Origin of the sequence: Halorussus limi, assembly GCF_023238205.1 — an archaeon.
In the GTDB taxonomy this organism is placed as follows: Archaea; Halobacteriota; Halobacteria; order Halobacteriales; family Haladaptataceae; genus Halorussus; species Halorussus limi.
In genome coordinates, this window is record NZ_CP096661.1 from 119,618 (window position 1) to 144,859 (window position 25,242).

The window sequence follows — 25,242 nt, forward strand, 5'->3', positions numbered from 1 at the left end:
TTCGTTACTACACGATTTTCAGATGCTCACTACGGAGTTTCTCGTCCGAGTAGTCCTTCCTGTGAATGTCGCGCATGCGGTTTTTAGCTGATTCGACCGCATCGTCTTCGTTTTCCGATTGGATGATGGACCGGCAGTCGGCTGCTGGCGCTTCATAATACGGCCTGTGCGCTTGTGCCACCTCTGTCCACCTCCAGATGTCTCGTCGACTGCCACCACGATAAACATAGCTATTAATAATTAAGTAGTGGGATTTCTATCTGACCGTACTCCAGTTCCTTGGTCCAATTTCTGGACGTCGTCCGGCCGCAAGGCCCAACTGGCGAAGTCGGGAGACGAGTACACGGGAGAGTAGACTGTCTTCTACTGCGACCTGCTGTACGTCGGCAAGGAGAGGTACTACCCCGTCTCGGACATCAACCGCGCCGAGTTCGTGTCGGGGTTCGGCGAGTTGGAGAGCGACTGGTTGGTGTCGTACGCGGAGCTACCCGGCAGGCTACGGGAGGAGTACCGGGTCGTCGGGCACGGTGAGAAGGACTTCATGGGTAACGGAAGTCGCGCTCGCGGTGGTTGACCTCAGCGCCGAAATCTTCGAGGGAAGTTTTGACGCTCTTTTCGACTACATCGAGTCGGCCATCGTCCCCAAACGCAGTCTGGTGTTGGATGTCGATTTCTGGTCGATTGCTCATGTTCTTCGAGCCTCCGCCCGTTAGAGGCTCGAAAAACTACGTTCTCCGAGAGACGGAGCGTTACGCTCGTTCTAACCGAATTTCTTCTGCACGCCGCTTGAGCCGTCGAAGAATTTGAATGCGATTCTGGTGGGTATTCTCGTAGGCAACACACTCTTGGAGAGTATACATATCCGGAATCGTCGCGATCCCTGCCTTGATTAGGTGCGTGTTCGGTGCTTCCAGACGCTTCTCTGGCGAGAACTCGTCATTCTCGCCGTCGTTAGCTGTCTCCACCTTGAAGAGCCTCCACCCCTTGAGGGCCGACACAAACAACTCTCCGTACAACATTGTCCACTTCAATAGGGATAACACCGATACAACGGCTACCGTAACGGTCATCCTCCGCGAGTGGTTACAGATACCCATGAAGCGAAAGACGATCTCCGTCACCGGGATGTCGTGCAACGGGTGCGAACAGAACGTGGAGACCGCCTTACAGAATCTCGACGGTGTTAGTCGGGTTGAGGCCGACCACGAAGCTGACACGGTCGATGTGGTCCTCAAGGATAGGGTCTCCAACGACGACGTGAACGCAACAATCGAACAAGCTGGCTACGACGTCGTGGCCTAATCAGCCATCGCTCGGCCGTCTCTCACGTCATCGTCCGTGCGTTTGTCGAGGGCGAACTCGGTGTTGACGCCCTCTCCCGAGAGGAACTGACCAGCGAAACTGTTGGCGAGGACGGCTGAGACCGAAAGCACCATCGCGAGCATCGCGAACACCGGGTGGACGAGCCCGGTCGTCGCGGCGGCCACGCCGATCCCGTTGAACGCGAAGGCTGTCGTGAGATTCTGACGAGTCTTGCGATAGCTCTCCGTGCCGATCTCGTACGCGTCCATCACGCCGCCGAGCCGATCGCCCATCAGGACGATATCAGCCGATTCGATGGCAATGTCGGTCCCGGCGCCGATGGCGATTCCGATATCTGCCTGCGTGAGTGCGGGGGCGTCGTTGATGCCGTCGCCGACCATTGCGACGCGGTGGCCGGCTTCTTGCAGACAACCGATCTCCTCACGCTTCTCGTCGGGTAAGACATCAGCCATGACGCGGTCGATACCGACTTCTTCGGCGACCGCGTTCGCGGTGCGCTCGTTGTCGCCGGTAATCATCACGGGCGTAATGCCGGCGTCGCGCATCCGCCGGACGGTCTCGTCGGCGTCGGCTTTAATTTCGTCGCCGATGCCGATCAGACCGATGAGGTCACCGTCACGGACGACCCCAGAGACGGTGAGGCCGCGTCCCTGGAGTCGCTCGATGTCGTCGCGGCAGTTCGACAGGTCGACCCCTTCGTCGCTGAGCCAGCCCGGTTTGCCGACCAGCACCGCGTCGCCATTAACGGTCGCCCGAACGCCATTGCCCGTCACGGAATCAAAGGCATCGGGGTCTCCGTACTCGACGCCCTGTTCGTCAGCGGCATCGAGGATCGCATCGGCGAGTGGGTGCTCGGAGAACGCCTCTGCACTCGCCGCCGTCGCCAGTACGTTGCTCTCCTCGGCATCGAATACAATGACCTCACTGACGGCAGGTTCGCCGACGGTGATGGTACCGGTCTTGTCCAGCACGATATGGTTGACGTCGGGGAATATCTGGAAGGCGTCGCCTGACCGCATCAAGATGCCGTGGTTCGCCGCCTTCCCACCGCCCCGAATCAGGGCTAGTGGCGTGGCCATCCCCAGTGCACACGGATACCCCAGGACGAGGACAGCCAGCGCCGCGAAGACCCCGCGCTGGACCTTAGGGCCACCGCCCCACGCGAGCGGTGCGACCACCCAGAAGAGGAACGAGAGCGCGGCAATCGTCAAAACGGCCGGGACGAAATACTTGAGAACCCGGTCGGCGAGCTGGATGATGCCGGGCTTCATCGCCCGCGCCTCCTCGATTTCGCGGGCGATCTGGTTCAGGAACGCGTCCTCCCCGGTTGCAGTTACCTCGATGAGCAGCGTCCCAGTCTCGTTGACGCTGCCGCCAATCACCTCGTCGCCGTCGGCCTTCTCCTCAGGGATGGACTCGCCTGTCGCGACCGACTCGTCGACCGTGGACTTTCCCTCGATGACCGTCCCATCGACGGGAATGTTCTCGCCGGGTTTGACGCGAACGTTGTCGCCGACGTAGAGGTCGTCGACAGGAACCTCCTCGACGTCGCCGTCCTCACCGACGCGACGGGCCGTGTCTGGCTGGAGGTCGAGGAGACGCTGGACCGCCTGTGAGGTCCGTGTGCGGACGATGAGGCTAGTGTACTCAGAGAGGATGTGGTAGGTAGTGATGAATACGGAGACGGCGAAGAAGTGGACAGTCGGGAAGCTCGGGAAGACGAACAGGCCGAGCAATCCACCGAAAAGCCCTGCGAATGCACCCGCCTCTAGGAGGACATGCTGATTGAAAATACCCCTGCGGAGGCTCTGGAAAGCCTTCTGTTTGATGTAGCGCCCGGAACCGAACATCGTCCCGAGCGCCAGCACCAGGGTCACCAGATCCATCGTGAGAGATGCCGACTCGAAGCGCTTCATCACGAGGATCATCCATCCCATCAGCGCAACAACAACGATAGAGGCGCTGCCAGCGAGCAGTAGCCGGCGCTTCCCGTCGGCGAGTTCGGTCTGCTGCTGTTCATATCGCTTCGCTTTGTCCGAGTCGCGGATGGTATAGCCGAGGTCACGGAGCGTGTCCTTCACCTCGATCTCGCTCAGAAGGTCGTCGTCGTACTGGACGAGGACTTCTTCGTGGGCAAGACTCACGTCGACGTCCTTGACGCCGTCGGTCCGGCTGTAGGCCTTCTCGATGCTTTCGGCACAGAACGAGCAGGACATCCCCCCGACGTTGAATTGTTCGTGTGTCGTCCCCATCGTGGATGATGGTTATTGCGCGACACAGATAACCATCACGACGAAAATCATAGCGGTCTCTAATCGATAATACTGCTGTCGGGTGAGTGGCGTTACTCTTACTGTTGTCGTGCGCTTACTTTCTCACAAGAATGGCGCTCCTCGAATCTGATGTACCGATCCGCGAAGTCGTGACGACGGACCCAGAGAAAGCGAAGGCGCTGGAAAACGACGTCCGGGCGAAGATCCTCGACATGCTCACGACCGAAGAAATGACGATCGAGGAGATTCACGACGAACTGCACCGTCGCGGTGAGGAAAAGGCGGAAACGACGGTGCGCCACCACGTGAACGTCTTGAAGGACGCCGAGATGGTTGAGATCGCCCGGCTCGAAGAGGCCGGTGGGGGGACGCGGAAGTACTACAAGTCGAATACGCGTGTCTTTTCGTACGACCTCCCGGAAAGTAGTGCTGACCAACTCGCTTCGGCACAGAACACGACTCGGGAAGAGCTAGCTGCGCTGATCGAGACCCTCGCCGAGCAACACGGAGACGAGATCCAGGCCGTAGCCAAGGAGATGAGGCCGTGTGAATACTGCGAAACCCAGCACTACGAGGAGTTCGTCGTTCGAGAACTGCTTAATCGCGCGCTCATCGACCTGGGCGAAACCGGGGAGCTCGATGATCTCTTATCGACAGTCGAGTGAGCGATTTCATGGCGAACCATCGCCTTCTATGTGACGGGGTGACTCTCTTCGAGACACGTTACAAGGGCTTGTGAACGCCACCGGCGGCGGAGTTGATGCTCTCGGGGAGCGTGGGGTGGATGTGCATCGTCTTGGCGATTTGGCCGGCGGTCGCGCCGAGTTCGACCGCGAGGACGAGTTCGTGGACGATTTCGGCCCCTTGTTCGCCGACTACGTGCGCGCCGAGTAGCTCGTCGGTGTCGGCGTCGGTGACGAGTTTGACGAATCCTTCGGTCTCACCGAGTGCCTTCGGCTTGCCCTGGTCAGTGAAGTTCTGGGGCCGATGCCCACCTCGTACCCTTCGTCCCGAACTTCCTGTTCGGTCAGCCCGACGTGACCGACCTGTGGGTCAGTAAATACCGCCCATGGGACGGTTCGCCCCTCGGTGCTGATCTCCTCGTCTTTCGCGAGATGCCGATACAGGAGGTCTGCATCGTCACGAGCGGAGTGGGTGAACATCGGCGGCGGCCCGCTCACGTCGCCGATGGCGTAGACACCGTCAGCAGTCGTTCTGAAGCTATCGTCGGTCTCGATGAACCCTGGGTCGTCAACCGACACGCCGACGTCTTTGAGCCCGAGACCGTCCGTGTTCGGCGTCTGCCCAGCGGCGAGCGCGTCATCTGAGACAATGATTGTGCTGGTACCATTGGCGTCGACGCGGATGCCGTCGCCGACCTCTGCTAGTGCCGTCACGGGTGCATTGGTCTGGACGGTGATCCCTTCGTCTTCGAAGGCAGTCTCGATGACCCCGCTTACCTCCGGGTCCTCGTCCGGGAGGAGGCAGGCGGTCGCCGCGCTGGAAGACGGTGACGTTTGAGGCGAATCGGTTGTATATCTGGGCGTACTCGCAGCCGACGTACCCACCCCCGATGACGGCCAGCGAGTCAGGAATTACGTCGAGGTCGAGCAAATCAATACTGTCGTGGACTTCGACGTTGTTGAGGCCGTCGATTGTCGGCTTCGCCGGGCGAGCACCTGTATTGATGACGACCCGTTCGGCAGAGAGCGTGTGATCGTCGACGCGGACCTCGTGCGGGGATTCGAAGACGCCGTGGCCCTCGACGAAGTCGATATTTTCGTTGCCCTCAACGTTCTTGTAGGCTCCCTCGCGAATGCTCTGGAAATATCGTCCTTGCGCTCGACGATTGGGTCCATGTCGTCCTGGATGGCGCCGTTGATGTCGGACGGATATCTCGAACCCAATATAACGAGATTCCGCCCCCATGTCGAGTACTCGCTGACTGACGCTGGGAATGAGGTGAAAACCCGTCTCAAACCACTGTTGGAGTGGGCCTCGACGGCCGAGTGACTACCGACGAGTGACCGTTTGTGTGATGTAACCAACCGTTCGATAGTCTGCTAAGACAGTTCTGTGCCTTTTACTGCTCATACCTGACCAGCCGTCCCTGACACCTGAGAAAACGTCTGCTGACCTTCAAAATCCCCGCCAAATGACAAATTCTCTACGAAAACGCTCGAAGCCAAGGGTGAGAGTACGCAGCCGGAGCTCGCTGAGTCAATGCTCCTCCCGACCTAAATTATTTGTTACACAAACCGAAGGGAGCAGGATCAGCATCCGCTAGCACACATCGGATCTGACTGCTGTCAACTTCCCTCTGATTTGAAAATGTTCGCTGTGTCCCGACGACATCCGGGTTTTGAAACTCTGTTCTGCGAGAGTCGACCTCAGAACGTGATGATTTCGTAGTCGTCGTCAACGAGGTCCCGAATGCTGGGGTGACCTTCGTTTTCGTCAAGCCGAACTGCCCCTGCTTCGTCGACAGCGTCGCCGACGCCGAATGCCCCGGCGCAGTAGTCGCAGACCGCCATGTCGTCGCGAACGGACTGGTAGAGGTCGTGGTAGTCGTGGTCCTCGTCTTCGAGTTTGGGAACCCACTGTGTTCCGGCGCCGTCGAAGATGAGTTCGACATCGTCGCCCTCCGTCTCGGCGAACTCTTTGGCAGTTTCGAGGCCGTTCACGATGCGGCCCAGATCGGCGTGCGATTCGGTACCGGCCAGAATGATGACGGCTGCTTTCGCCATGACGAATCCTCGTTAGTCTGCGAGACGTAAGTAGCGGGTGACAACGGCTATTCCGGCCGCGATTACGAGCAGACTGATTGGTAAGCCCTTAAACTAACAGAGGGGTCGTGGCGGATCGTTTAGAGTTCGACGGAAGACGCGTCTGCGACGTCGAACTTCATCACTTCCGGTTCGCCGGCGAGGAGGTCCGGAAGTGCCTTCTCGAACTCCTGGAAATGGTCCGTCTCCGCGTGCGCCTCAAACGCAGCTTCGTCTTCGTATTGTTCGAAGAATCGGAATACGTTCGAATCTTCGACATCCGTCGCGACTCGGTAGTCAATGACGCCGTTCTCGTTACGGGACTGTTCGGCGAGCGATGTAATCCGGTCGAGCGCTTCGTCGTGACTATCAGGGTCGATCGGAAATATCGCGTGAACAACGAGCATTACAAAGCACTCAACAAGAAGGAGACGTAAAGCTACTCGGCCGAGTTACATCGGGTCTGCAACGCGACGAGCAGATTTGGCTCTTCTTCCCTCGTAGTCGTATCCTCTGATGGCAGCCTTCCTACACCGGGATAGGGGTCACGATGGGCCTGCACAACTGTTAGTGATGGTGGTGTTGACTATTCCCGCCGCGAGAAAACTGTCCAGCAAACGCCCGCTGGACGACTTCCGGCAACGCAGGGTGGATGTGGACTGACTCACGGATATCCTGGACAGTCCCAGACCCGGCTTTCATTGCGACGACGACCTCCTGAATGAGCGTTGACGCATCCGGTCCGATGATGTGACAGCCCAGAATCTCACCCTCTAAATCGATGAGCACCTTCACGAACCCCTCAGCATGCATCGCATCGCCACGCGCAGTATCCTCGAAGCGGTATGTATTAGTCGCGTATTCGCGGTCCGCCGCTCGTAACGCTTCCTCGTGGGCACCGACGCCAGCGACCTCGGGCGACCCGAACACCGCGAACGGAATCGCCGTGTAATCTATCGGTTCGAGGTCCTCGCCGAAGATGTTCCGCGCGACGGTCTGGGCCTCGTGGTTGGCGTTGTGTTTCAGGAGGTACTCGCCGACGATGTCACCGAGCGCCCAGACGCCGTCGGCGGTCGTCCGGAGGTACTCGTCGGTCTCGATGAATCCGTCAGCGTCCGTTTTCACGCCTGCGGCCTTCAGATTCAGCGTGTCGGAATTCGGCGTCCGGCCGGTCGCGACCAGCAGTTCGTCGCCCGTGACACTCACCGACTCGTCGGAACTCTCGCTGTCTTCGCCCTGCGGATACGTTCGTGCGTCTACGGTAATTCCCTCTTCTGATTCGGTCGCGGTAACCGCTTCGTAGCCGGTGTACACGTCGAACCGCTCGGCGTACCGGTCGGTGAACGCCTCCGCAACTTCCTCGTCGGCGGACGGGAGCAAGTGCGGTCGGCGGCCGATGATGGTCACGTCGCTACCGAACATCCCGAAGAAGTGGCCTAGTTCCGCCGCGATATACCCGCCACCGACGATGACTAGGTGGTCCGGCGGTTCCTCCAACTGGAGCGCCTGCTTGCTAGTGAGGTAATTAACTCCCTCGATGCCCTCGATGGGTGCAGTCCACGGTCGGGACCCGGCGGCGATGAGGACCGTGTCCGCTCGGAGCCGAGCGCCGTCGTCCTCACCGCCTTCGACCTCCACCGTCCGCTCGTCCACGAAGTAGGCTTCGCCGTCGAACAGTTCGTGCTGTGACGACGACTCCAGTCCGTTACGGATGGACGCCGCGTCGCCGTGGACCTCCTCGTTGACCTTTCGGACGATATCGTCGAACGCGACGTCGGTGACCTCCGCCGAAATGTCGAACTCCTCGGCGCGCTCCACCGTCTCGACGATGTCGGCGTGGTACAGCAGCATCTTCGAGGGGATGCAACCCCGGTTCAGACATGTCCCGCCGAGTCGCCCCTTTTCGACAACCGCGACTGATTGTCCCTGATTCGCCGCCACGTTTGCCACGTCCAGTCCGGACCCGGACCCGATGACGAGAAAATCAAACTCCTTCATGTTCCTCGTAGGAGCGCGCGAGTGATGAAAGCTCTCGCCGCGCCCATCCTCGCCGGTACTCCGAGCCCGCTTCGTTGAAACTCACCTCTGATGACAAGAACAAATCGGCTATGAACAATGCGGAGCGTGTATTGAGCAGTAGAGTCGTTGAGTACGTTCTGATGTATTGGTTGAATGGAGACGGAACGTGTTATCGACACTGCTTTTATTTGTTACGGTGAGCAAGTCGTTGCTAATGGTTGCGGTTCGTGATGCAACTGCTAGTGATTGCGAAGCAATCTACGAGGTTCACGTTGCTTCGATCGCGGAGTCGATACCTCAGAGTACTCCGACGAGGAGATGGAGGTCTGGGAATCAGGCCCCTCGCCACAGAGGTATTCAGTTTCAGAACAGGATTCTGCGTTCTTAGTGGCTGAAGTCGAGTCGGAAATCGTCGGGTTTGCGGAAGTCTCGTTGAATGACCCAGAACTCGATAAACTCTACGTCCATCCCGCCAATCAACGACAGGGTATCGCACGAACGTTGGTCGAAGCAATTGAACAGCGAGTGCGAGACCACGGAGGCGGCTCGCTATACGTGGAGGTGTCTCTGAATGCCGTCCCGTTCTACGAACAGACTGGCTTTCAACGAACAGGTACTTACGAGAAAACGGTCGCCGTCGATACCGAGTCGGTCGAAATGACGATGGTCGATATGAGGAACGCTCTTCGATAAATTCGCACCACAAATTAATTGCTAATACTCTTACTCCACCGAACGAACTTCTTGAGTTAAGGCGGTTAATGCAGAGCGTAAATATCTCCACTCGCTATTGGCCCGGCGGTGTCGCACCACACTGGTTAAATCCCCAACTCCGAGAAGGAAACTCATCGAAGACGCTCAAGAAGTCGGTCGTCCGGACACCACTCGGTAAGCTTAAATCGACACTTCGGATGGGACGAACGTCCCGATCGATACCGTGTATAACGACACCGTCGCGATTCCCAGCAGGGAAGTGTCCAATACTTCGAGTGGGAGGAGAATCATCCCAATCGCGACCGCCACAATAATCAGCATATACATTGGGTCGATTGTGTCGAGTCGGAATTGATTCGACCGGTGTCGAACCGCATCAATGCCATGGGGCATCATCCGGGTTGACGATGCGTTTGCGCTCCTCGATGGCATCGAGTTTTGCCACGTCTTCGTCATCAAGTTCGAGAGCGAGGCTCAGCCAGTTCTCTCGAAGGTGGTCTTTGGTCGTAGCTCTGGGAATAGCGGTTACGTTTTTCTCCCGAAGCCATGCGAGGCTGACCTGTTCAGGTGTCGCGCTGTGTTTCCTCGCGACTTCCTGTACCTCCGTCACGTGTTCGACATCGTCGCGGGCGATGGGCGAGTAGGCCACGAGTTCCATGTCCACATGGTCCTGGGAGCAGAAGTTCCGGAGGTCCTCTTGCGGGAGCAGTGGGTGCATCTCGACTTGATTCGCAAAAATTGGCGCGTCAGCGACTTCGATGGCCTCTTTGAGCAAGTCGACCGTGAAGTTACTCACACCTATTTTCTCAATGAGGCTTTCCTCTCGGAGAGTTGCGAATGCATCGAGCGTCTCGACTGGGTCGTACTTGCCCGTGGGCCAGTGGACGTATAGGAGGTCCACATACTCCATACCGAGGTGGTTGAGGCTCTCTTCGGCGCTGCGTCGGACGCCGTATTGGTCGAGGTCTGCTGGCGGAACCTTGGTGGCCACAAACAAATCTTCGCGAGCCACGCTCGACGCGGCGACAGCATCGCCCACCGCCTTCTCGTTGTAGTACGCCTCAACCTGCTCGGTAGTGTCGATGTGCCTGTACCCGACGTGGAGGGCCTGTTGAATGTTCCCGTAGCACGCATCATAGTCCGCATGATCGAAGGTGCCGATGCCGAGCATCGGCATCCCGTGGGTCGAGGACGGTGAGTAGTTGGTGACGTCTGCGTCGATGCCGGTAGTCGGTACATCAACGGCCCCGTTCTCGTCGGGGTTCCGCTCTTCGCCGACGTTCTTCACTTGGCGTTCGACTTGCTCCGTGTTCATCACGGAACTGAGCTGGTCGGTCATCCCTTCGTCCGCTATACTCCCAGTTCCGCTAGGGGCCATCCGCTGGCGTATCCGGGTCAGAGCATCGGTTAGATCCCCCGGTTCGCTCCCCGCTTCCTCGACGCTCTCACTGCTATGGCGCTGTTTGGCTAGCAGAAAGCCAATAAGAAACGCGAGAGCGAACGGGGTGGTCTTCCGCAGAAGATTATCGCGGCCACCCTGAGTCTGTACGTACCGCCTTCGGGTATCAGTCCATCCACGAAGCACAGGAATTATTTGGCGACTACGTACTTTGGGGTTCTGGCAGGGCCGGTAGACTCGTGGGGGTGACTGGTTCGTTTTGTCTATGGTTCCAAAGTTGGGATACGTGTTCTTCCTCGATGGGGCGGGCGCCGTGAGTGGTGTCGCTCACTTCGCTTGTGTTTCGCCGGGTCTGCGACACATTCGAGGCATTGGAAACCCAACGGACACCAAATGCGGACCATCGTCGAGACGCTCGAACCAGAAGTCCCCTACCGCGTGAGGCAGCGGCTCGGTCCCTCTATCACCAGAATTGCGCGAACCTTCGGACAGCCCGAGTACCGCCTTCGCGATACCGGATACGTCGGCACTATCCACCAGCCGCTAGACGAGTTCACAGAAACACTTGAGGAACACGGGTTCGAGTGGGACCCGCTGGCGTGGTATCACCAGCCGCCGGTTGGGGCGGAGCCAAACGGTAGCTGGACGTATCGACGGTCATTGCTGGCCGACAGACAGATTCACGTCATCCTCATCGCCCACTCACCGGAGTATATCGACGTTTTCGCCCACGAGGAGTACAATTGGGTGCGACACCCGATCAAACACTTCCGGCAGGTCGGCATCGAGCGGAAAGCCGGGAGCAGTGAAGTACGTCGGTGGCTTGAGAGTCACGGCATAAAGGTCGATGCCAAATCGCGTCGCCAGCGACAGGTCACACACAAAGTAAAAGACTTCCACAAGTACCTTGTGTCCATCATCCGATAGCGTGGATCAATCTATACCTTCGAAGAAGATTGGCGAGGTCGCGAATGTACGCTCGATGTGTCCATATCTTCTCGGGCGTCGTCGAGCGTTTTTGCTTTCACCTTCGCCTTGATCTGGTCTTCATCCCGTGTTCCTGTTCCATGCTTGAGTTTCACCGTGAGCGAGACACCGACGTCGCTCCGTTCGACGTACTCCGTCGGTGACGATTCGTCATTGGTTGCTTTCGATTTAGTCGTTGTAGAGGACGGCGAGTTGTGTTCTGACACGATGTAGCTGTATTGCTTGGTGTTTAGTGAGACTGTGCGACCGCGTCACCGGACAGTTCACGAAGGGCGTTTTCAATATCGGTGCCGGTGAGTCGCCAGCAGCCTTCAGGATGAGAGCAGTCTAACTGGCTTACGACCGTGCTCGTAAACGTAGTATAATGGGCTAGCGCAACGTCTTCGTCGCCGGTGTAGTCAAGCAGGAGTGCAAGCGCAAGTTGTGCCGGACCGCTCCCACAGTACCCCCAGTTGAAGCCTAAGGGACTGTGATTCGCCAGTTCGAGACTCGACTGTGGCGTCACCTGCTCTTCCCCAGGTTGCTTTTCCACAACAGCGCGTCCGCGCCGCCGATAGCCGACGTAGACGACATCCTGTTTCTGGCTTGGCCGTGTCTGTTCGAGTGATCGGGAGTCGGTTGTTCCACTCATGGTTCGATTCGAGGGATTACTTCGAGTTCCCCCGCACCCCTCAGGGGGTGAAAAACCTCACTGCGGTCACTCCGTCACGGATTTACTGACTGAGTAGCTGTTCTGCACCCAAGAGAAGATAAGACGACTTTTGACATTCACTCCCAGAACGCTTCAATTCGGTCGTCTAAGTCCCCAAGAACGCTTGAGAGTACATCCCGCCAGTCGCTTGCGTACGCTGCATCGTCACCGGGCGTCGTTGCATCTGGTGGTGGATGAAAGTGCGAGCGGGTGTTGTGACTGTTCGGATGGCGGTCCCACCGACACTCCCAATGGTCGCCGTCGTTGTACTGCTCGGAGTAGTGGACGCTGAAATCGTCCGTTTCGTACCAACGAATCTGAAGATACGCCCGATCGATGGCCGCCGGAAAGTACCCCATATCGTACTCTGCCACGACGGAACTCGGCGCATAGTCTGGTTGGAACACGACCTCTGAGAACCGCTGGCTTCGTTCGAGGTGCTGTCCGATTTGTTCGAGAATCTCGGTATCGATGCCACCAACAGTCTCTGCGACGTCCTCGTAGTCACCCGACCGGTCGTCAGGCATCGACTCTGGCACCACCGCTCGACGGATGACCGTTCTGCCGCGCCGCATCTAACAACTCTACCCGTCGCTCCAGTGTTTTCCACTCACTCACCGCTTCCCACATTTCTTCGACCGCCGACTCTCCGGTATCGTCCACGAGCGATACGTCATCCGGACTGTCAGCGTCGAATCGTGCTTGGTACTCCTCAAGCTGCTCCATCGTCTCTTTGAGTTCCTCGACGATCTCACTCTCGGAGTACTGGTCTCGAATCTGTTCGATTCTGCGCCACCGCAGATACGACTCGTTTCGCTCGTATCTTACCGGCCGCCCCGGAATCTCTCGCGTCATCCCCATCGAGGTGAACCATTCGAGGTAGTCGCGCGCGGTCTCGGTATCACAGTCTGCTTGATCTGCAATTTCCGCGACCTTGGTCGGGATACGGAGTTGTAAGATGACACCGAGCAGTCGTTCCCGCGTTGGACCACCTTTCAAGACCTCTTCGGGTGCATCCCATTCGGTGAAATCTGGTAGTTCCTCGTCCGGGTCTCGAACGTCCTCGGGGGTGTCAGTCAAATCCATCACTATCCTCCTGTTTCCTAATCTTTGGGCAGCATCGGTCATATATCTATCGCACGCTGAATTATTTCTGCTTCATGTATCGGAGTTTGTCGCTCCGTTCAGTAGTGAACGTCAGCGGGGATAATCCAGAGATTCTCACTCTCGTCAAGGATGCAGTCGAGGTGGTCCCGATGCCGGATGCCGCTCCCGTGTTCGTCGTACAGGAAGATAGTCGGCCCATCGTACGCGCCGACTTGGTGGAACGCATGCCGGGCCAGTCCTTCATCACGCATAATCTCCTCGTCACCTAGTTCCTCAAGCGCATCCCGGATGCGGTCGAGATTCCGCTTGAACTCGCTCTTCGTCGCGTCCCACCCACGCTTCAGCAATTCCCGCCCATCGTCGGATTCCACAGGAACTGCTACTGGCAGGTCGCCCCACCGGGCCTTCCCAGCGACTGACGTGCCCGACTCGTCGAACGTCACGTAGTAATCGAACACAGTATCTGTATGTGGACTGGCTCCGACGAGTCGGTCGAATACCGTCTTTCCAGTCGCGAGTGCTTCGTCTTGTGTCGACGCCTCTACGAGCGAGTAAATTATCATGTGCATTGGTTCTCACGTCGATCTGCCGACGCAGGCGACTGCACGCCGCGCTACTGCTGGGTACGCCGGCACTCATCGCCGGCGCAGAAAAACACGGATATAGTGCTCATCGGTTGTTTCGACCGTACTGGTAGTGATCTGACCATCACACCCGGGGCAGTAGTTCGATATAGCTCCGGACTGTACGTCTTCGTCGAACGCTCGCTCGTAGATGACTCCATCCGACATTGATATCACGTTTCTCCAGGACCTCGCCAACTCGACGACGCCCTTACCACTTGTGTGGCAGATAAACAGTCCTATAATCTCTTTTGCTCGTATCAGCCATAGCCGGTATTCGAGCAGTAGAACGTGGCTTGACGTGACAACTCTGAACCCCACACGAAATGAATTCCTGACATTATATTTCGTATCAGACGGCCTTTGGGTTCGGAAACGCTTTCCGGCGAAGTTGAGTTCGTCATTACTGGTCAACGAGTCGAAAAGCACGGAATTGTACCACCCATACACAAGCCTTTTAATCGGGTAGCGTCTACGTAGTGATGATAACAATGCCAGATTCCATGTCCGAACAACTCCAACAAGATATGGAGTGCGAGGGTCTCCTCGAGTGTTTCCACGGTCTCAAACAACTCGACAGGGAGTGCTTCCAGGCGCTAGTAGATGCAGGAGAACCGGTCACGGTCGACGAACTTGCAGAGGCCGTCAACCGCGAACGTTCGACCGCCTACCGCGCGGTTCAGCGGTTGCTCCAAACGGGATTCATCCAGAAGGAACAGGTCAACTACGACCAGGGCGGCTACTACCACGTCTACTCGCCGACTGACCCGTCACAGATAACCGACGAGATGCAGCGGATGCTCAACGAGTGGTACGCCAAGATGGGTCAGCTCATTCAGGACTTCGAGGACAAATATGATCAGACCGATGCGGCCGTGCAGGTTGAGGGCTGAGAGGCCTATCTCCGTCTCGTTCCTTCTCTCTACTGTCGATTCCCGCCCTACTCTTCCAGCATTCCCTGTCTCGGAACTATTACGATACTGATACAACAAGGCATTCTCAACGCTTTCCCAATCGCACCCCGACAGTATTGCACAGAATCCACACAACACTTAACTACCATCGGGCCCTACTCACAGGCGATGACAGTCGATACGGCATCCAATTCAGGTACGGACGTTCCTACCGAACCGGTAAACGTCGGTAGCGAAACCGAACTCAACGAACTCGTGGACGACTCTGGCGTGGTCCTTGCGGACTTCTACGCCGACTGGTGCGGACCGTGCCAGATGCTGGCACCGATAGTCGACAACCTCGCCGCCGAGACCGACGCGGTGGTCGCGAAAATTGACGTCGATGCCAACCAACAACTCGCGAAGGCCTATGGCGTCCGCGGCGTTCCGACGCTTGTGCTGTTCGCGGACGGACAGCAGGTTGAAGAGATAGTCGGCGTCCAGGCAGAGGAACAGTTGCGCGAACTGATTCAGAACTACACCGAAGAATGAGCGAGGAAACACGCGATCTCGTCATCGCTGGTTCCGGAGTCGCCGGGCTGTCGGCAGCTGTCTACGCGGCACGCGCCGACTTTGACCCGCTTGTCCTCGAGGGTGACGAACCCGGCGGACAACTCACGCTCACGACGGACGTAGAGAACTATCTCGGGTTCCCCGACGGCGTCGGTGGCATGGAACTGATCCAGCGCGGCAAAGAGCAGGCCGAGAAGTTCGGAGCGGAGTTCAAGCACGGGAGCATCGAGTGGGCGGACCTCGACGAGCGACCGTTCAAACTCTCGCTGTCGACCGGCGAGACTCTGGAGACCCAGACGCTTATCGTCGCGACTGGCGCGAGCGCACGCTGGGTCGGTGCTGACGGCGAGGATGAATTGATGGGCTACGGTCTCTCGACCTGTGCGACCTGTGACGGAGCCTTCCACCGCGGCGACAACGTGCTCGTCGTCGGCGGCGGCGATAGCGCGATGGAGGAGGCGCTCTTCCTCGCGAAGTTCGCCGACTCCGTGACCGTGGTTCACCGGCGTGAAGAACTCCGGGCCTCCGAAATCATGGCCGACCGTGCTCGCGACCACGACGCCATCGAGTTCCGATGGAACACGGAACTCCGGTCGCTCCACGGCTCGCAGGAAGAGGGCGTCACCGGTGCGACGCTGATCTCCCATGCTGACGGCCATCCCAAGCAGAGGGCCGAGAATGGGATCGAAGTCGAGACGGAGACCGTCGACGTCGGTGGTGTCTTCTACGCCGTCGGCCACACGCCGAACACTCAGTTCCTCGAAGATACTGGTGTCGAATTGGACGAGGACGGATACGTTCGGTTGCAGACGGACGATGACGGTCGGCCAACTTCCGAGACGACGGTGGAGGGAGTGTTCGCCGCGGGTGACGTGGCCGACTCCCGATACCAGCAGGCGGTCACCGCGGCGGGAACTGGAAGTATGGCCGCACTCGACGCTGAGGAGTACCTCGAAACCCTGGAACGCGGTCAGCCCAAAACGGTTGAAGCCTCAGCATAGGCAACCTCAACTCTTCGACTGGTTCCTGTCCGTCTTCCCGTTTCGTATAACGATTCCTCTCTCGTCCTCATCCAGTAGCCGCGTCCGTTTCCTACCTTCGGAGCACGTATGAAGAAGTCCTCGCCTGATTCGTTATACGCTCCGAAAAGCCCGTTGAACGACCTCATTGAGTGCCGGATGAACGTGTGTCGAGTCGGCAATGTCCACAACCGTTCCGCTACCCTGGGTCATTGCCACAACTACTTCGTGAATGAGCATCGACGCGCGCGGCCCAAGAATGTGACACCCTAAAATCGCACCGTCGGACGGGTCAACGAGGACCTTCACAATCCCTTCGGTCTCCTTCAACGCACCGCCCATCGCAGTATCCTCGTACGAATACTTCCCACTGATATACTCCATATTCTCTTCCTCGAGTTCCTCTTCAGTCATCCCAACTCCAGCGACCTGCGGTGACGAGAACACTGCATGCGGCATTGCAGCGTAATCAACCGGATGCTTATGGTCGTGCTCACCAAACGCGTTCTGAACTACGTACTGCGCCTCAAGGTTCGCACTGTGCTTGTAGAGGTACTCCCCGACAATGTCGCCCAACGCCCAGACATTCTGTGCCGTGGTTTCCAGATATTCGTTTGTCTCGACGAATCCGAGCGGATCCGTCTCAATCCCCGCGTTTTCAACCGCCAAGGTATCCGTATTTGGGATTCGGCCTGCAGCGATCAATAACTCGTCGCCAGCGATATCAATGACCTCACCATCAGCGTGTTCAGCAGTAACCGTTATTTCTCCGTTCTGTTGGGCGGCGGCGATGGCCTCGTAACTGGTGTAGACGGTGTGTTTGTCCGCGAAGCCCCGTGTAAATCGCTCTGCAATCTCGCGGTCTTCCTCGGGGAGTAGTGTGTCTGCCCGTCCAATAATGGTGATGTCCGTACCAAACGATCCGTAGAAGTGGGCCAATTCAGCTGCGATGTATCCACCTCCGACGATGACGAGATGATTCGGACGTGTATCCCGTTGCAGCGCGCCCGTACTCGTGATGTAGTCCACGTCCTCAATACCGTCAATCGGTGGGATGAAGGGCCGCGTTCCAGCAGCAACGATAACCTTGTGACCGATAATCTGGTTCCCGTTCACTTTGAGTGTTCGCGTATCGACGAACTGCGCTTCGTCTTTGAACAACGTATGATTCGGCGATTGGCGGAGTCCATGTTCGATTTGGGTCGCGCTTTCCTCGACATCAGCATTGACCTCCTCAACCATGGACGCAAAATCGACATTCGTAATCTCGGCTTCGATACCGAACTGTTCGGACTGGCGGATTTGCTCGGCAATATCCGCACGATGAATCAACATCTTCGATGGCACACACCCCCGATTCAAGCACGTCCCGCCCATCAGGCCCTTCTCGATTACCGCAACATCCGCCCCCTGTCGCGCTGCCGCCGACGCCACGCTAAGCCCTGATCCAGCCCCAATCACGACCACATCGAACTCGGTTAGTTGTCCCTCTTGCATACTGCGGAATTGCGTCTACACGCAGATAGTATTGTTCGCTATACGGACTTTCTTCCAATACTTCTCTGAGCCAACCTCAAAGGGTTGAACGCCTTGAACAGGTCGGCCTTGATTTGCTGTGGTAGTAGGGTAGAACCGTAGGACGATTATGCAAGACTACCTAACGTAGATATCGATGACCGGAAGTTCAAGTAAGGAAATCGATCCATCCGATCCAGAGCATCGCGAGGTCGGTCAAGGGCTTCTCGACGAGGAGATGGGCCCCAGCGGCTCGATGGCCCATCTATACCGTGGTGAAATCCATCGCATGAAGCTCTGGCGTGAACGCCTCGACCGTACCACCAACTGGGCGGTAATCGTGCTAGCGGCGATCCTGACGTGGGCGTTCTCCAGCGTAACAAACCCACACTACGTGTTGCTCGCCGGCGGCGCGATTCTCGGCGTGTTCCTCGGAATTGAAGCGCGGCGGTACCGGGGGTACGACATCTGGCGGTCGCGCGTCCGCACGTTGCAGAAAAACGTCTTCGCGTACGGGCTGGACCCCTCACAGGGATTGGAAGACGCGGACTGGCGCGCCCACCTGAGTAGCAGTTACCGGCAACCCCGACTCAGAATCACGCGACTGGAAGCCATTGCACATCGACTTCGGCGGGTGTATCTCCCCCTGCTAACTGTCCTATTCGGTGCATGGGTAGTTCGTGTCACGGCGTTTGCGGATGTCCCATGGCCAGACAGCGCAGCCATCGGTCAACTCCCAGGAACTGCGGTGATTGCCATTGTCGTACTAACCTATGGAGGGCTACTCGTCATCGCAATGCGACCACGCACGTGGCATGCAGAGGGGGAACTCCTGAACGAAGACTTGCGAGAAGAGTAGTTACGGTCTGGTCAGGCACTAGTTTCCGGCGTCCTCTACGTTGGTTGGTGATCGCCGTTGGAAATCACCCATCGGTACGAGCGACCACCGATGGAAGGAGTAGCAGTCCGGTCCAAAAAGCAGCGTTAGACCAGCAGCTGAATGTCAGCCTCGGCCATGTCCTGCAACGCCGTCGCGGCACCGACGCCCGTGGTGACGCCGTCGTAGAAGTTCCCCTCGTCGTAGTCCATCAGGTCAATGGTCATCTGGCAGGCCTGGAACTCGACGCCCATGTCCAGCGAAGTCTCGATGAGTTCCTGGATGGTGGCGGTGTCATTGTCTTCAATTTGCCGTTCCATCATCTTCGTCGTCACCCGGTCCATACCGGGGAGCGTCGCGATGGCGTTCGGGACGGGCATGTTCGGATTACCGACCGAACTCAGTTTGAGGTCCTTCGACTTGTCCTCGTGGAGGATGTCGAGTCCCCAGAATGTGTGGAAAACCGTCACGTCCCAGCCGAACGCGGCGGCCGTGCTAGCGAGGATGAGCGGCGGATACGCCATGTCGAGCGTCCCCTTCGTTGAAATGATCGACATTTTCTTGGGGCCGTCGTCGACCTCGCTCTTGACCTCGGCGAGTTCCGATTCGAGTTCCTCGATACGCGATTCGAGGGTGGCCACGTCGGTCTCCGTCGCACCGTCGGCCGACGCGGAGGGAGCATCCGTACTCATGTTTACTCCGTCTTCCGGACGTAGTGTTTGAACAGGTCGTCGCCCTCCTCTTGGTCGAGCAGTTCGACGCCGTCGGTCGTATCGGCCCAGCCCCCGAGGTCGCTCATGCTACCGGGGTCGGTCGCGAGGACTTCGAGTACGTCGCCCTCGTCTAGCTGGTCGATGGACTGCTTGGTCTTGACGACGGGCATCGGGCAGTTCTGTCCTTTTACGTCGAGCGTCTCTGTGACTTCGTACTGAGTCATGATATTGACTTCACTACCCAATACTAACTCCGGTAGTAAAAGACTATCGGTAGTACCCCGGGAAGCATACACGACCGAACACGCTCTGTATAACACATACGCGTTTAATGGTCTGAAACGACGCTCAAGTCGAACTAGTATTGTGCCATTTGCAGTTTACTATGCAAAGTCTTATTTGACTCCCGGAGGTAGACACGGATGACGATGAGTGAAACCGAACCCACTGAAGGGACGGTCGAATCGATCACTCCCGACGAGCTGAAAGAGCGCATAGATAGCGGTGAAGGCGTTTTCATCCTCGACGCGCGCTCGGAAGGCGACTTCGAGGAGTGGCACATCGACGGTGAGAACGTCGAAATTGTGAACTACCCCTACTTCAAACTCCTAGACGGTATCCCGGAAGACCTGCTCGCGGAGCTCCCCGAAGACCGCGAAATCACCGTTCTGTGTGCGAAGGGCGGATCCAGCGAAATGGTCGCTGTACATCTCGAAGACGAGGGTTACGACGTCAACCACCTCGAATACGGCATGAAGGGCTGGGCGCGCATCTACGAGTACACCGAACTCGACACCGAAACGGAGGCGACCATCGCCCAGTACCGCCGCCCCTCCAGCGGCTGTCTGGCTTACCTCGTCGTCTCCGACGGCGAGGCAGCGGTCGTCGACCCACTCCGGGCATTCACCGACGAGTACGTACAGGACGCGAACGCGCTCGGTGCTGATTTGAAATACGTGCTCGACACCCACGTCCACGCAGATCATATCTCTGGACTGCGTAACCTCGCCGATGACACTGACGCGACGGCAGTCATGCCCGAGCCTGCCGTGGAACGTGGTGTCGAATACGACCAGCGCTACGAGACCGTCGAGGACGCCGACGCGCTCACCGTCGGCGACGTCGAAATCGAGGTCCTCTACACGCCCGGCCACACGACCGGGATGACCTCCTACAAGGTCGGCGACGTGCTGTTCACCGGCGACGGCCTATTCACCGAGAGCGTGGCCCGCCCCGACCTCGAAGATCCCGAGGCCGCAAAGGACGCGGCGCAGACGCTCTACCAGAGCCTCACCGAGAAAATCCTACCCCTGCCCGACGACACCATCGTCGCGCCTGCGCACTTCAGCGACTCGGCAACGCCGAACGACGACGGCACGTACACGGCCGACCTCGGCGAGCTAGAGGCGACGATGGACGCGCTCACGATGGACGAAGCCGAGTTCGTGGAGTTCATCGTCGCGGACATGCCCCCGCGACCGGCCAACTACGAGGACATCATCGCCACCAACCTCGGCCAGCAGTCGCCCGACGACGAGGAGGCGTTCGAGTTGGAACTCGGCCCGAACAACTGCGCGGCCAGCGAGGAGGCCCTGACCGACTAAGATGAGTGCGCTCACTCCGTTACTCACCGCTAGTGAGCTATTCCCGCGAGGGGTTCTGCCGTATCTCCTTGGCGGACTCCTCGTCGGCCTCGGGGCCGCGGTCATCTATCTGGCCACGGGCATCATCGCGGGCGCGAGCACGTTCCTCGAATCGACGCTGTCGTACGTCTCGGACGTACCGCGGTTCAACCGCTTCAAGTACGTCCGGTCGCGTGGCTGGCGGCTGGTGTTCACCGCTGGCATCGTCAGCGGCGCGGCCGTCTGGGGACTCGTCCTCGCGCCGGACCCCGGCATCTGGACGACCGACGTCCAGTGGTGGCGATTACTCGGAGGTGGCTTCCTCGTCGGCGTCGGGACGCGACTCGGTAAGGGGTGTACTTCGGGCCACGGGGTCTGTGGCACGGGGTCGCTCTCGAACACATCGCTGGTGAACGTCGCCACGTTCCTGACCGTCGCCATCGGAACTGCCCAACTGGTGCAGGCACTGGGGGTGAGTCCATGACTGGAAACGACCGTAGTCCGTTGTTCCTGCCCGTGATCTACCTCGGCGGGCTGATCTTCGGCTTCGGACTCGCCATCAGCGGGATGGCCCGCCCGGAGGTCGTACTGGACTTCCTCCAGTTCGACGACTTGGGCCTCCTGTTCGTGATGGGCGGTGCGGCGGTCGTGACCGGTATCACGTTCACGGTCGCCACGCGGTACCTCGGCGATGCTCCGCTGACCGGCCGGGAGTACACCCGCCGACTCAAGGACTTCGACCGGAACGTCGTCATCGGCGGGGCCATCTTCGGCGTCGGCTGGGGGCTGTCGGGCATCTGTCCCGGCGCCGCGTACGCCAGTTTCGGAGTCGGCAACTACCCCATCCTGTACGCCGTCGCGGGGATGTTCCTCGGCGCGTACGCACAGGGGTATTGGCGCGCCCGCCAATCGAACGACGCCGACGCAGCTGACGCCACTTCGGGATAATCCATTTTCGGCGATCTCGCGTCTATTCACGGTAGTCAGACAAGTTCTTCGACTTACTTCTGCGCTCTCACTGCTCGGAGTACACAACCGAGAGAGCGTCATTAGTAAATTCCCGTAGTGCGAAATTGGGTCTGATGAGCAAGATTCGTCCCGGTGAACTCGACGACCGCCGTTCGAACGAGGACGTGGTCGTCCTCGATATTCGGCCGCGCGAGGACTACCAGAGGGACCACATCGAAGGGAGTCACAACGCACCAGTATACGGTGACTTACGCCAGGGTAACACCGGATCACTAGACGACTATCTAGACCAGATTCCGAACGACAGTAAAGTGGTCACGGTCTGCAAGGCCGGGGTAGTCGCACAGAAAGCCACTACTCACCTCGAAGAACAGGGGTACGACGCAACGACGCTCAGTGGCGGGTATACTGGTTGGCGACACTACGCCGAGAATACGCTACTGTATCGTGTGTTATCGACCCTTCGCCGATTTCTGCCCTGACTGGGTACGCGCTCTCCGAGCTGAATAGGCGTTCGCCGAAGCACACGTGTTTCTCGTGCGGTTCAGCTGTCGATTGTTAGTGCTAGGGAGAACACCGAGTAGCCGACGGGCATGGGTATAGCTATTCGTAACTTATGCATAACAATCAGTAGGTTACGCGAATATAGTATTGTGTTGTGGGTGCAAAACTGTTATTACCTTCGGCTGGTTACTCGGTAATGTGCAGATATCAATGAAACGCGCAATACTGAAATCGGAGGTTCCGTAATGCTTGGAATCGAGACGCTGGACGGTCCCGCGAGGGCCGTCGCACAAGTCAGCCTTGTCCTCGCCGAGGCCTTGGTACTCTACGTCGTCTACGGCGGTCTCTCGGCCGCCGTCGGCGACCGAATCACCAACGCGGTTCGAGGAACCTGACCATGGCGATACTCGGAATGAGCGTAGTGACGCTCGCGATGTTCGTCGGGTTCGGCCTGCTCATTGGAACCCTGTTCGGGTTCTTCGGAATGGGCGGCTCGTTCCTCGTCACCCCGGCGCTCCTCGTGATGGGCTACGAGCCGAAAGTCGCCGTTGGGAGCGGACTCGCGTTCGTCTTCGGGACGAGCGTCATCGGCGCGCTACGCCACCGAAATCACGGACAGGTCGACTATAAACTGGCACTGATCATGACGATAGCGATGACACTCGGTATCGAGGGCGGCAAGTACGTCGTCCTCTTCCTCGAGGAGGCGGGGATATCGGGTATCGTCATCAGCGTGGCGTACGTTGGTCTGTTGGCCGCGGTAGGCCTGCTAACCTTGCGTGATGCCCGTTCGACGGACGACGGGGAAGTTAGCTTCGACCTCTCGGAGACGGTCCAGTCGATAGAAATCCCGCCGATGGTCGAGTTGACCGGCGGCGTCCGCGTCTCCGCGGTCATCATCTTCGCCGTCGGATTGGCGATCGGCGTCCTGTCGGGCTTCCTCGGCGTTGGCGGCGGATTCCTGCTGATGCCCGCGATGATGTACGGGCTCGGGGTGCCCGCGGCGGTCGCAGTGGGTACCGACATCCTACAGATCACCATCTCGGGGGCGTTCGGTGCCTTCACCTACGCCCGGACTGGATCCATCGCGCTCCCGGTTGTCGTCTCGCTGCTAGCTGGGAGTGCCCTCGGTGCTCGCGTCGGGGCGGGCGCGACCAAACTCGTCGACGAGGACGATATCAAGGGCTACTTCGCCGCGATGCTGCTTGCAGGTAGCGTCGCCGTCGCCTCGAAGAAACTCTCCACCGCCTACGGCATCGAGGTGTTGCAGACGGTGAGTATCGCGCTCATCTTCGGCGCGGCCGTCCTCGTATCTGGTGCCGTCGTGTTTAGTGCAGTACAGGAACTGCGCGACGAGTCGTCTGCCCGGACGGCCACCGCCGACTGATTACGCTCCGGTTCAGTCGCCGTTCGACCGACGCGATTCAGTTTTTGTTGCAGTTTGATTCTCTATGTGGGAGTTCGACGACGGACGGACGAAGATAGAGCCGACGAGTTTAAGAGGGACCATTGCTTAGTATTGGGTGTAATGAGCAATACTAACTTCGACCCGTCGGAAGTCGCCCGGCGTGTCCGAGAAGACGACGCCGAGGACCTCTTCGTGCTTGACGTGCGGAACAAGGACGATTACGAGGAGTGGCGTATCGCAGATAGCGAGAACGTGCCCATCTACGACGAACTCCTCGAGTACGACTACTCGGGGCTAGAGGACAACCTCGACGAACTCCCCGAGGACGAGGAGATCGCAGTAGTCTGCGTCGGCGGTGTCACGTCGGCTCGCGCCGCAGAGTTCCTCCGCGAACACGGTTACGACGCGAAGTCGGTCGAGGATGGAATGAACGGCTGGGGCCGCGTCCACCGAGAGTACGAGGTCGACGATGTCGACGGTGTCGTTCAGATCGTTCGCCCCGGTACGGGCTGTGTCTCGTATCTGGTACACGACGGCGACGAGGCCCTCGTGGTCGACCCGAGCCAGTACGTCGACCAGTACCTGAACGCGGCCGACGACCGCGACCTCGACATCGTTGGCGTCGCGGACACCCACGCCCACGCCGATCACGTCTCGGGGGCACGCCGCCTCGCCGGCGAACTCGACGTCCCGTACTACCTCCACGAGGACGACACCGGTGAACTTAACGAGGTCAGTAAAATCGAAGACGGTGAGACGCTCACCGTCGGTGACCGAGACGTCGACGTAATCTATACGCCCGGCCACACGCCCGGTAGCGTCTCGTTCGAAGTCGACGATGCGCTCCTCTCGGGAGACACCCTGTTCCTCCGGAGCGTCGGTCGTCCCGACCTCGAAGATAGCTCCGAGGACGCTGTTCGAGAAGCCGCCGGTCAGTTGTTCGACAGCCTCGACCGCGTGACCGACCTGGGCGACGCTAAGGTCGTCCTGCCGGGCCACTTCAGCGACGAGGAGATTCGCCCGCTGGCAACCGAACTCGGGGCGCTTCGGTCAGAGACCGACAACGAACTTGTCGGCTACGTCGAAGACGGGGATCAGGAGGCGTTCGTCGAAACCATCGTCGAGAGCCTCTCGGACGAACCTGCGAACTACAACGAAATCAAGCAGATCAACTGGGGTAAAGAGCAACCCGGCGGCGACACCGAGGCGCTCGAACTCGGCCCCAACAACTGCGCCGCGAACTAGAGC

32 protein-coding genes and 3 pseudogenes are annotated in these 25,242 nt (G+C 58.6%); 17 read left to right on the top strand and 18 right to left on the bottom strand.

All coding sequences use genetic code 11. The annotated features are described in order from the left end of the window. Positions 1-433: 433 nt before the first annotated feature. Together M0R89_RS20750 and M0R89_RS20755 are read left to right on the top strand one after the other, a co-directional pair. On the top strand, positions 434-574 hold the full coding sequence (locus tag M0R89_RS20750) for a hypothetical protein (protein ID WP_248652984.1): 141 nt from the start codon (positions 434-436) through the stop codon (positions 572-574). Next, a complete protein-coding gene (locus M0R89_RS20755; RefSeq protein ID WP_248652985.1) occupies positions 567-713 on the top strand; it encodes a hypothetical protein in 147 nt (48 codons plus the stop codon). The genes M0R89_RS20750 and M0R89_RS20755 overlap by 8 nt, the downstream gene beginning before the upstream one ends. Positions 714-749: 36 nt before the next feature. Here the strand turns inward: M0R89_RS20755 and M0R89_RS20760 are convergent, their stop codons facing one another. Then, positions 750-965 carry a DUF8129 domain-containing protein gene (locus tag M0R89_RS20760; protein WP_497007470.1) on the bottom strand — a complete coding sequence of 72 codons (216 nt, stop codon included), beginning with the start codon at positions 963-965 and terminating at the stop codon, positions 750-752. A 1-nt stretch (position 966) separates the two neighbouring features. Between M0R89_RS20760 and M0R89_RS23490 the strand changes: the two genes are divergently transcribed. Continuing rightward, positions 967-1,302, top strand: a complete 336-nt coding sequence (locus tag M0R89_RS23490) for a heavy-metal-associated domain-containing protein (RefSeq protein WP_368408906.1) — start codon at positions 967-969, stop codon at positions 1,300-1,302. Here M0R89_RS23490 and M0R89_RS20770 read toward each other — a convergent pair. After that, a complete protein-coding gene (locus tag M0R89_RS20770; RefSeq protein ID WP_248652933.1) occupies positions 1,299-3,575 on the bottom strand; it encodes a heavy metal translocating P-type ATPase in 2,277 nt (758 codons plus the stop codon). The genes M0R89_RS23490 and M0R89_RS20770 overlap by 4 nt on opposite strands. A 131-nt stretch (positions 3,576-3,706) precedes the next feature. On the opposite strand from M0R89_RS20770, the gene M0R89_RS20775 reads away from it, so the two are divergent. Continuing rightward, positions 3,707-4,261 carry an ArsR/SmtB family transcription factor gene (locus M0R89_RS20775; protein ID WP_248652934.1) on the top strand — a complete coding sequence of 185 codons (555 nt, stop codon included), beginning with the start codon at positions 3,707-3,709 and terminating at the stop codon, positions 4,259-4,261. Positions 4,262-4,319: 58 nt separating this feature from the next. Here M0R89_RS20775 and M0R89_RS20780 read toward each other — a convergent pair. The 7 genes and pseudogenes from M0R89_RS20780 to M0R89_RS20810 form a co-directional block, all read right to left on the bottom strand. Beyond that, positions 4,320-4,490, bottom strand: a pseudogene (locus M0R89_RS20780) (oxidoreductase dimerization domain-containing protein); the annotation flags it as partial. Further along, entirely contained in the window at positions 4,472-4,759 is a 288-nt protein-coding gene (locus M0R89_RS20785) for an oxidoreductase dimerization domain-containing protein (RefSeq protein WP_248652972.1), read from the bottom strand. The gene M0R89_RS20785 and the pseudogene M0R89_RS20780, both read right to left, overlap by 19 nt. Positions 4,760-4,792: 33 nt before the next feature. Further along, positions 4,793-5,020 (bottom strand): annotated as a pseudogene (locus tag M0R89_RS20790) (FAD-dependent oxidoreductase); the annotation flags it as partial. After that, positions 4,917-5,525, bottom strand: a complete 609-nt coding sequence (locus M0R89_RS20795) for an FAD-dependent oxidoreductase (RefSeq protein ID WP_248652935.1) — start codon at positions 5,523-5,525, stop codon at positions 4,917-4,919. The gene M0R89_RS20795 and the pseudogene M0R89_RS20790, both read right to left, overlap by 104 nt. Before the next feature lie 461 nt (positions 5,526-5,986). Further along, the gene (locus M0R89_RS20800) at positions 5,987-6,343 is read right to left on the bottom strand and encodes a DsrE family protein (RefSeq protein ID WP_248652936.1); all 357 of its coding nucleotides are present in this window, start codon (positions 6,341-6,343) and stop codon (positions 5,987-5,989) included. Positions 6,344-6,462: 119 nt separating this feature from the next. Beyond that, a complete protein-coding gene (locus M0R89_RS20805) occupies positions 6,463-6,768 on the bottom strand; it encodes a putative quinol monooxygenase (protein WP_248652937.1) in 306 nt (101 codons plus the stop codon). A 160-nt stretch (positions 6,769-6,928) separates the two neighbouring features. After that, entirely contained in the window at positions 6,929-8,359 is a 1,431-nt protein-coding gene (locus M0R89_RS20810) for a dihydrolipoyl dehydrogenase (protein WP_248652938.1), read from the bottom strand. Between the two features lie 267 nt (positions 8,360-8,626). On the opposite strand from M0R89_RS20810, the gene M0R89_RS20815 reads away from it, so the two are divergent. Then, positions 8,627-9,073 carry a GNAT family N-acetyltransferase gene (locus tag M0R89_RS20815; protein WP_256478580.1) on the top strand — a complete coding sequence of 149 codons (447 nt, stop codon included), beginning with the start codon at positions 8,627-8,629 and terminating at the stop codon, positions 9,071-9,073. A gap of 397 nt (positions 9,074-9,470) precedes the next feature. On the opposite strand, the gene M0R89_RS20820 is transcribed toward M0R89_RS20815, so the two are convergent. Continuing rightward, a complete protein-coding gene (locus tag M0R89_RS20820; protein ID WP_248652973.1) occupies positions 9,471-10,271 on the bottom strand; it encodes an aldo/keto reductase in 801 nt (266 codons plus the stop codon). A 615-nt stretch (positions 10,272-10,886) separates the two neighbouring features. Between M0R89_RS20820 and M0R89_RS20825 the strand changes: the two genes are divergently transcribed. Then, positions 10,887-11,420 (top strand): hypothetical protein, encoded by a 534-nt coding sequence (locus M0R89_RS20825; protein ID WP_248652940.1) that lies wholly within the window; start codon positions 10,887-10,889, stop codon positions 11,418-11,420. Here M0R89_RS20825 and M0R89_RS20830 read toward each other — a convergent pair. The 5 genes and pseudogenes from M0R89_RS20830 to M0R89_RS20850 form a co-directional block, all read right to left on the bottom strand. After that, positions 11,410-11,686: pseudogene (locus M0R89_RS20830) on the bottom strand (DUF7389 domain-containing protein). The gene M0R89_RS20825 and the pseudogene M0R89_RS20830 sit on opposite strands and share 11 nt — an antisense overlap. A 23-nt stretch (positions 11,687-11,709) precedes the next feature. Further along, positions 11,710-12,111, bottom strand: a complete 402-nt coding sequence (locus M0R89_RS20835; protein WP_248652941.1) for a DUF6166 domain-containing protein — start codon at positions 12,109-12,111, stop codon at positions 11,710-11,712. A 137-nt stretch (positions 12,112-12,248) separates the two neighbouring features. Then, entirely contained in the window at positions 12,249-12,698 is a 450-nt protein-coding gene (locus M0R89_RS20840) for a toxin-antitoxin system TumE family protein (RefSeq protein ID WP_248652942.1), read from the bottom strand. Next, complete coding sequence (locus M0R89_RS20845) at positions 12,691-13,257, bottom strand: DUF7342 family protein (protein WP_248652943.1); 567 nt, start codon at positions 13,255-13,257, stop codon at positions 12,691-12,693. The genes M0R89_RS20840 and M0R89_RS20845 overlap by 8 nt, the downstream gene beginning before the upstream one ends. Positions 13,258-13,355: 98 nt before the next feature. After that, positions 13,356-13,847 carry a DUF7995 family protein gene (locus M0R89_RS20850; protein ID WP_248652944.1) on the bottom strand — a complete coding sequence of 164 codons (492 nt, stop codon included), beginning with the start codon at positions 13,845-13,847 and terminating at the stop codon, positions 13,356-13,358. Between the two features lie 545 nt (positions 13,848-14,392). Between M0R89_RS20850 and M0R89_RS20855 the strand changes: the two genes are divergently transcribed. The 3 genes from M0R89_RS20855 (at position 14,393) to M0R89_RS20865 (ending at position 16,368) form a co-directional block, all read left to right on the top strand. Next, positions 14,393-14,794 (top strand): helix-turn-helix domain-containing protein, encoded by a 402-nt coding sequence (locus M0R89_RS20855; RefSeq protein ID WP_248652945.1) that lies wholly within the window; start codon positions 14,393-14,395, stop codon positions 14,792-14,794. Positions 14,795-14,983: 189 nt separating this feature from the next. Next, on the top strand, positions 14,984-15,346 hold the full coding sequence (trxA, locus tag M0R89_RS20860) for a thioredoxin (RefSeq protein ID WP_248652946.1): 363 nt from the start codon (positions 14,984-14,986) through the stop codon (positions 15,344-15,346). Further along, positions 15,343-16,368 carry an NAD(P)/FAD-dependent oxidoreductase gene (locus tag M0R89_RS20865; protein ID WP_248652947.1) on the top strand — a complete coding sequence of 342 codons (1,026 nt, stop codon included), beginning with the start codon at positions 15,343-15,345 and terminating at the stop codon, positions 16,366-16,368. The genes trxA and M0R89_RS20865 overlap by 4 nt, the downstream gene beginning before the upstream one ends. Before the next feature lie 132 nt (positions 16,369-16,500). Here the strand turns inward: M0R89_RS20865 and M0R89_RS20870 are convergent, their stop codons facing one another. Beyond that, positions 16,501-17,883 (bottom strand): dihydrolipoyl dehydrogenase, encoded by a 1,383-nt coding sequence (locus M0R89_RS20870; protein WP_248652948.1) that lies wholly within the window; start codon positions 17,881-17,883, stop codon positions 16,501-16,503. 175 nt (positions 17,884-18,058) lie between these two features. Here M0R89_RS20870 and M0R89_RS20875 point away from each other — a divergent pair, with 175 nt between their 5' ends. Then, complete coding sequence (locus tag M0R89_RS20875; RefSeq protein ID WP_248652949.1) at positions 18,059-18,760, top strand: DUF2270 domain-containing protein; 702 nt, start codon at positions 18,059-18,061, stop codon at positions 18,758-18,760. Between the two features lie 125 nt (positions 18,761-18,885). Here the strand turns inward: M0R89_RS20875 and M0R89_RS20880 are convergent, their stop codons facing one another. Further along, complete coding sequence (locus M0R89_RS20880) at positions 18,886-19,470, bottom strand: DsrE/DsrF/DrsH-like family protein (protein ID WP_248652950.1); 585 nt, start codon at positions 19,468-19,470, stop codon at positions 18,886-18,888. 2 nt (positions 19,471-19,472) lie between these two features. Continuing rightward, a complete protein-coding gene (locus M0R89_RS20885; protein ID WP_248652951.1) occupies positions 19,473-19,715 on the bottom strand; it encodes a sulfurtransferase TusA family protein in 243 nt (80 codons plus the stop codon). Between the two features lie 204 nt (positions 19,716-19,919). Between M0R89_RS20885 and M0R89_RS20890 the strand changes: the two genes are divergently transcribed. The 7 genes from M0R89_RS20890 to M0R89_RS20920 all read left to right on the top strand — a co-directional run bounded on the left by M0R89_RS20890 (position 19,920) and on the right by M0R89_RS20920 (position 25,239). Next, positions 19,920-21,095, top strand: a complete 1,176-nt coding sequence (locus tag M0R89_RS20890) for an MBL fold metallo-hydrolase (RefSeq protein ID WP_438267700.1) — start codon at positions 19,920-19,922, stop codon at positions 21,093-21,095. A gap of 1 nt (position 21,096) precedes the next feature. Beyond that, on the top strand, positions 21,097-21,597 hold the full coding sequence (locus M0R89_RS20895; RefSeq protein ID WP_248652953.1) for a YeeE/YedE family protein: 501 nt from the start codon (positions 21,097-21,099) through the stop codon (positions 21,595-21,597). Further along, positions 21,594-22,061, top strand: a complete 468-nt coding sequence (locus M0R89_RS20900; protein ID WP_248652954.1) for a DUF6691 family protein — start codon at positions 21,594-21,596, stop codon at positions 22,059-22,061. Before M0R89_RS20895 ends, M0R89_RS20900 begins: the two co-directional genes overlap by 4 nt. Before the next feature lie 134 nt (positions 22,062-22,195). After that, positions 22,196-22,564 carry a rhodanese-like domain-containing protein gene (locus tag M0R89_RS20905; RefSeq protein WP_248652955.1) on the top strand — a complete coding sequence of 123 codons (369 nt, stop codon included), beginning with the start codon at positions 22,196-22,198 and terminating at the stop codon, positions 22,562-22,564. 267 nt (positions 22,565-22,831) lie between these two features. Next, positions 22,832-22,981 (top strand): DUF7512 family protein, encoded by a 150-nt coding sequence (locus M0R89_RS20910; protein WP_248652956.1) that lies wholly within the window; start codon positions 22,832-22,834, stop codon positions 22,979-22,981. A 2-nt stretch (positions 22,982-22,983) separates the two neighbouring features. Beyond that, complete coding sequence (locus tag M0R89_RS20915; protein ID WP_438267699.1) at positions 22,984-23,973, top strand: sulfite exporter TauE/SafE family protein; 990 nt, start codon at positions 22,984-22,986, stop codon at positions 23,971-23,973. Between the two features lie 141 nt (positions 23,974-24,114). Next, positions 24,115-25,239, top strand: coding sequence for an MBL fold metallo-hydrolase (locus M0R89_RS20920; protein WP_248652957.1), 1,125 nt, complete (start codon positions 24,115-24,117; stop codon positions 25,237-25,239). Positions 25,240-25,242 lie beyond the last annotated feature (3 nt).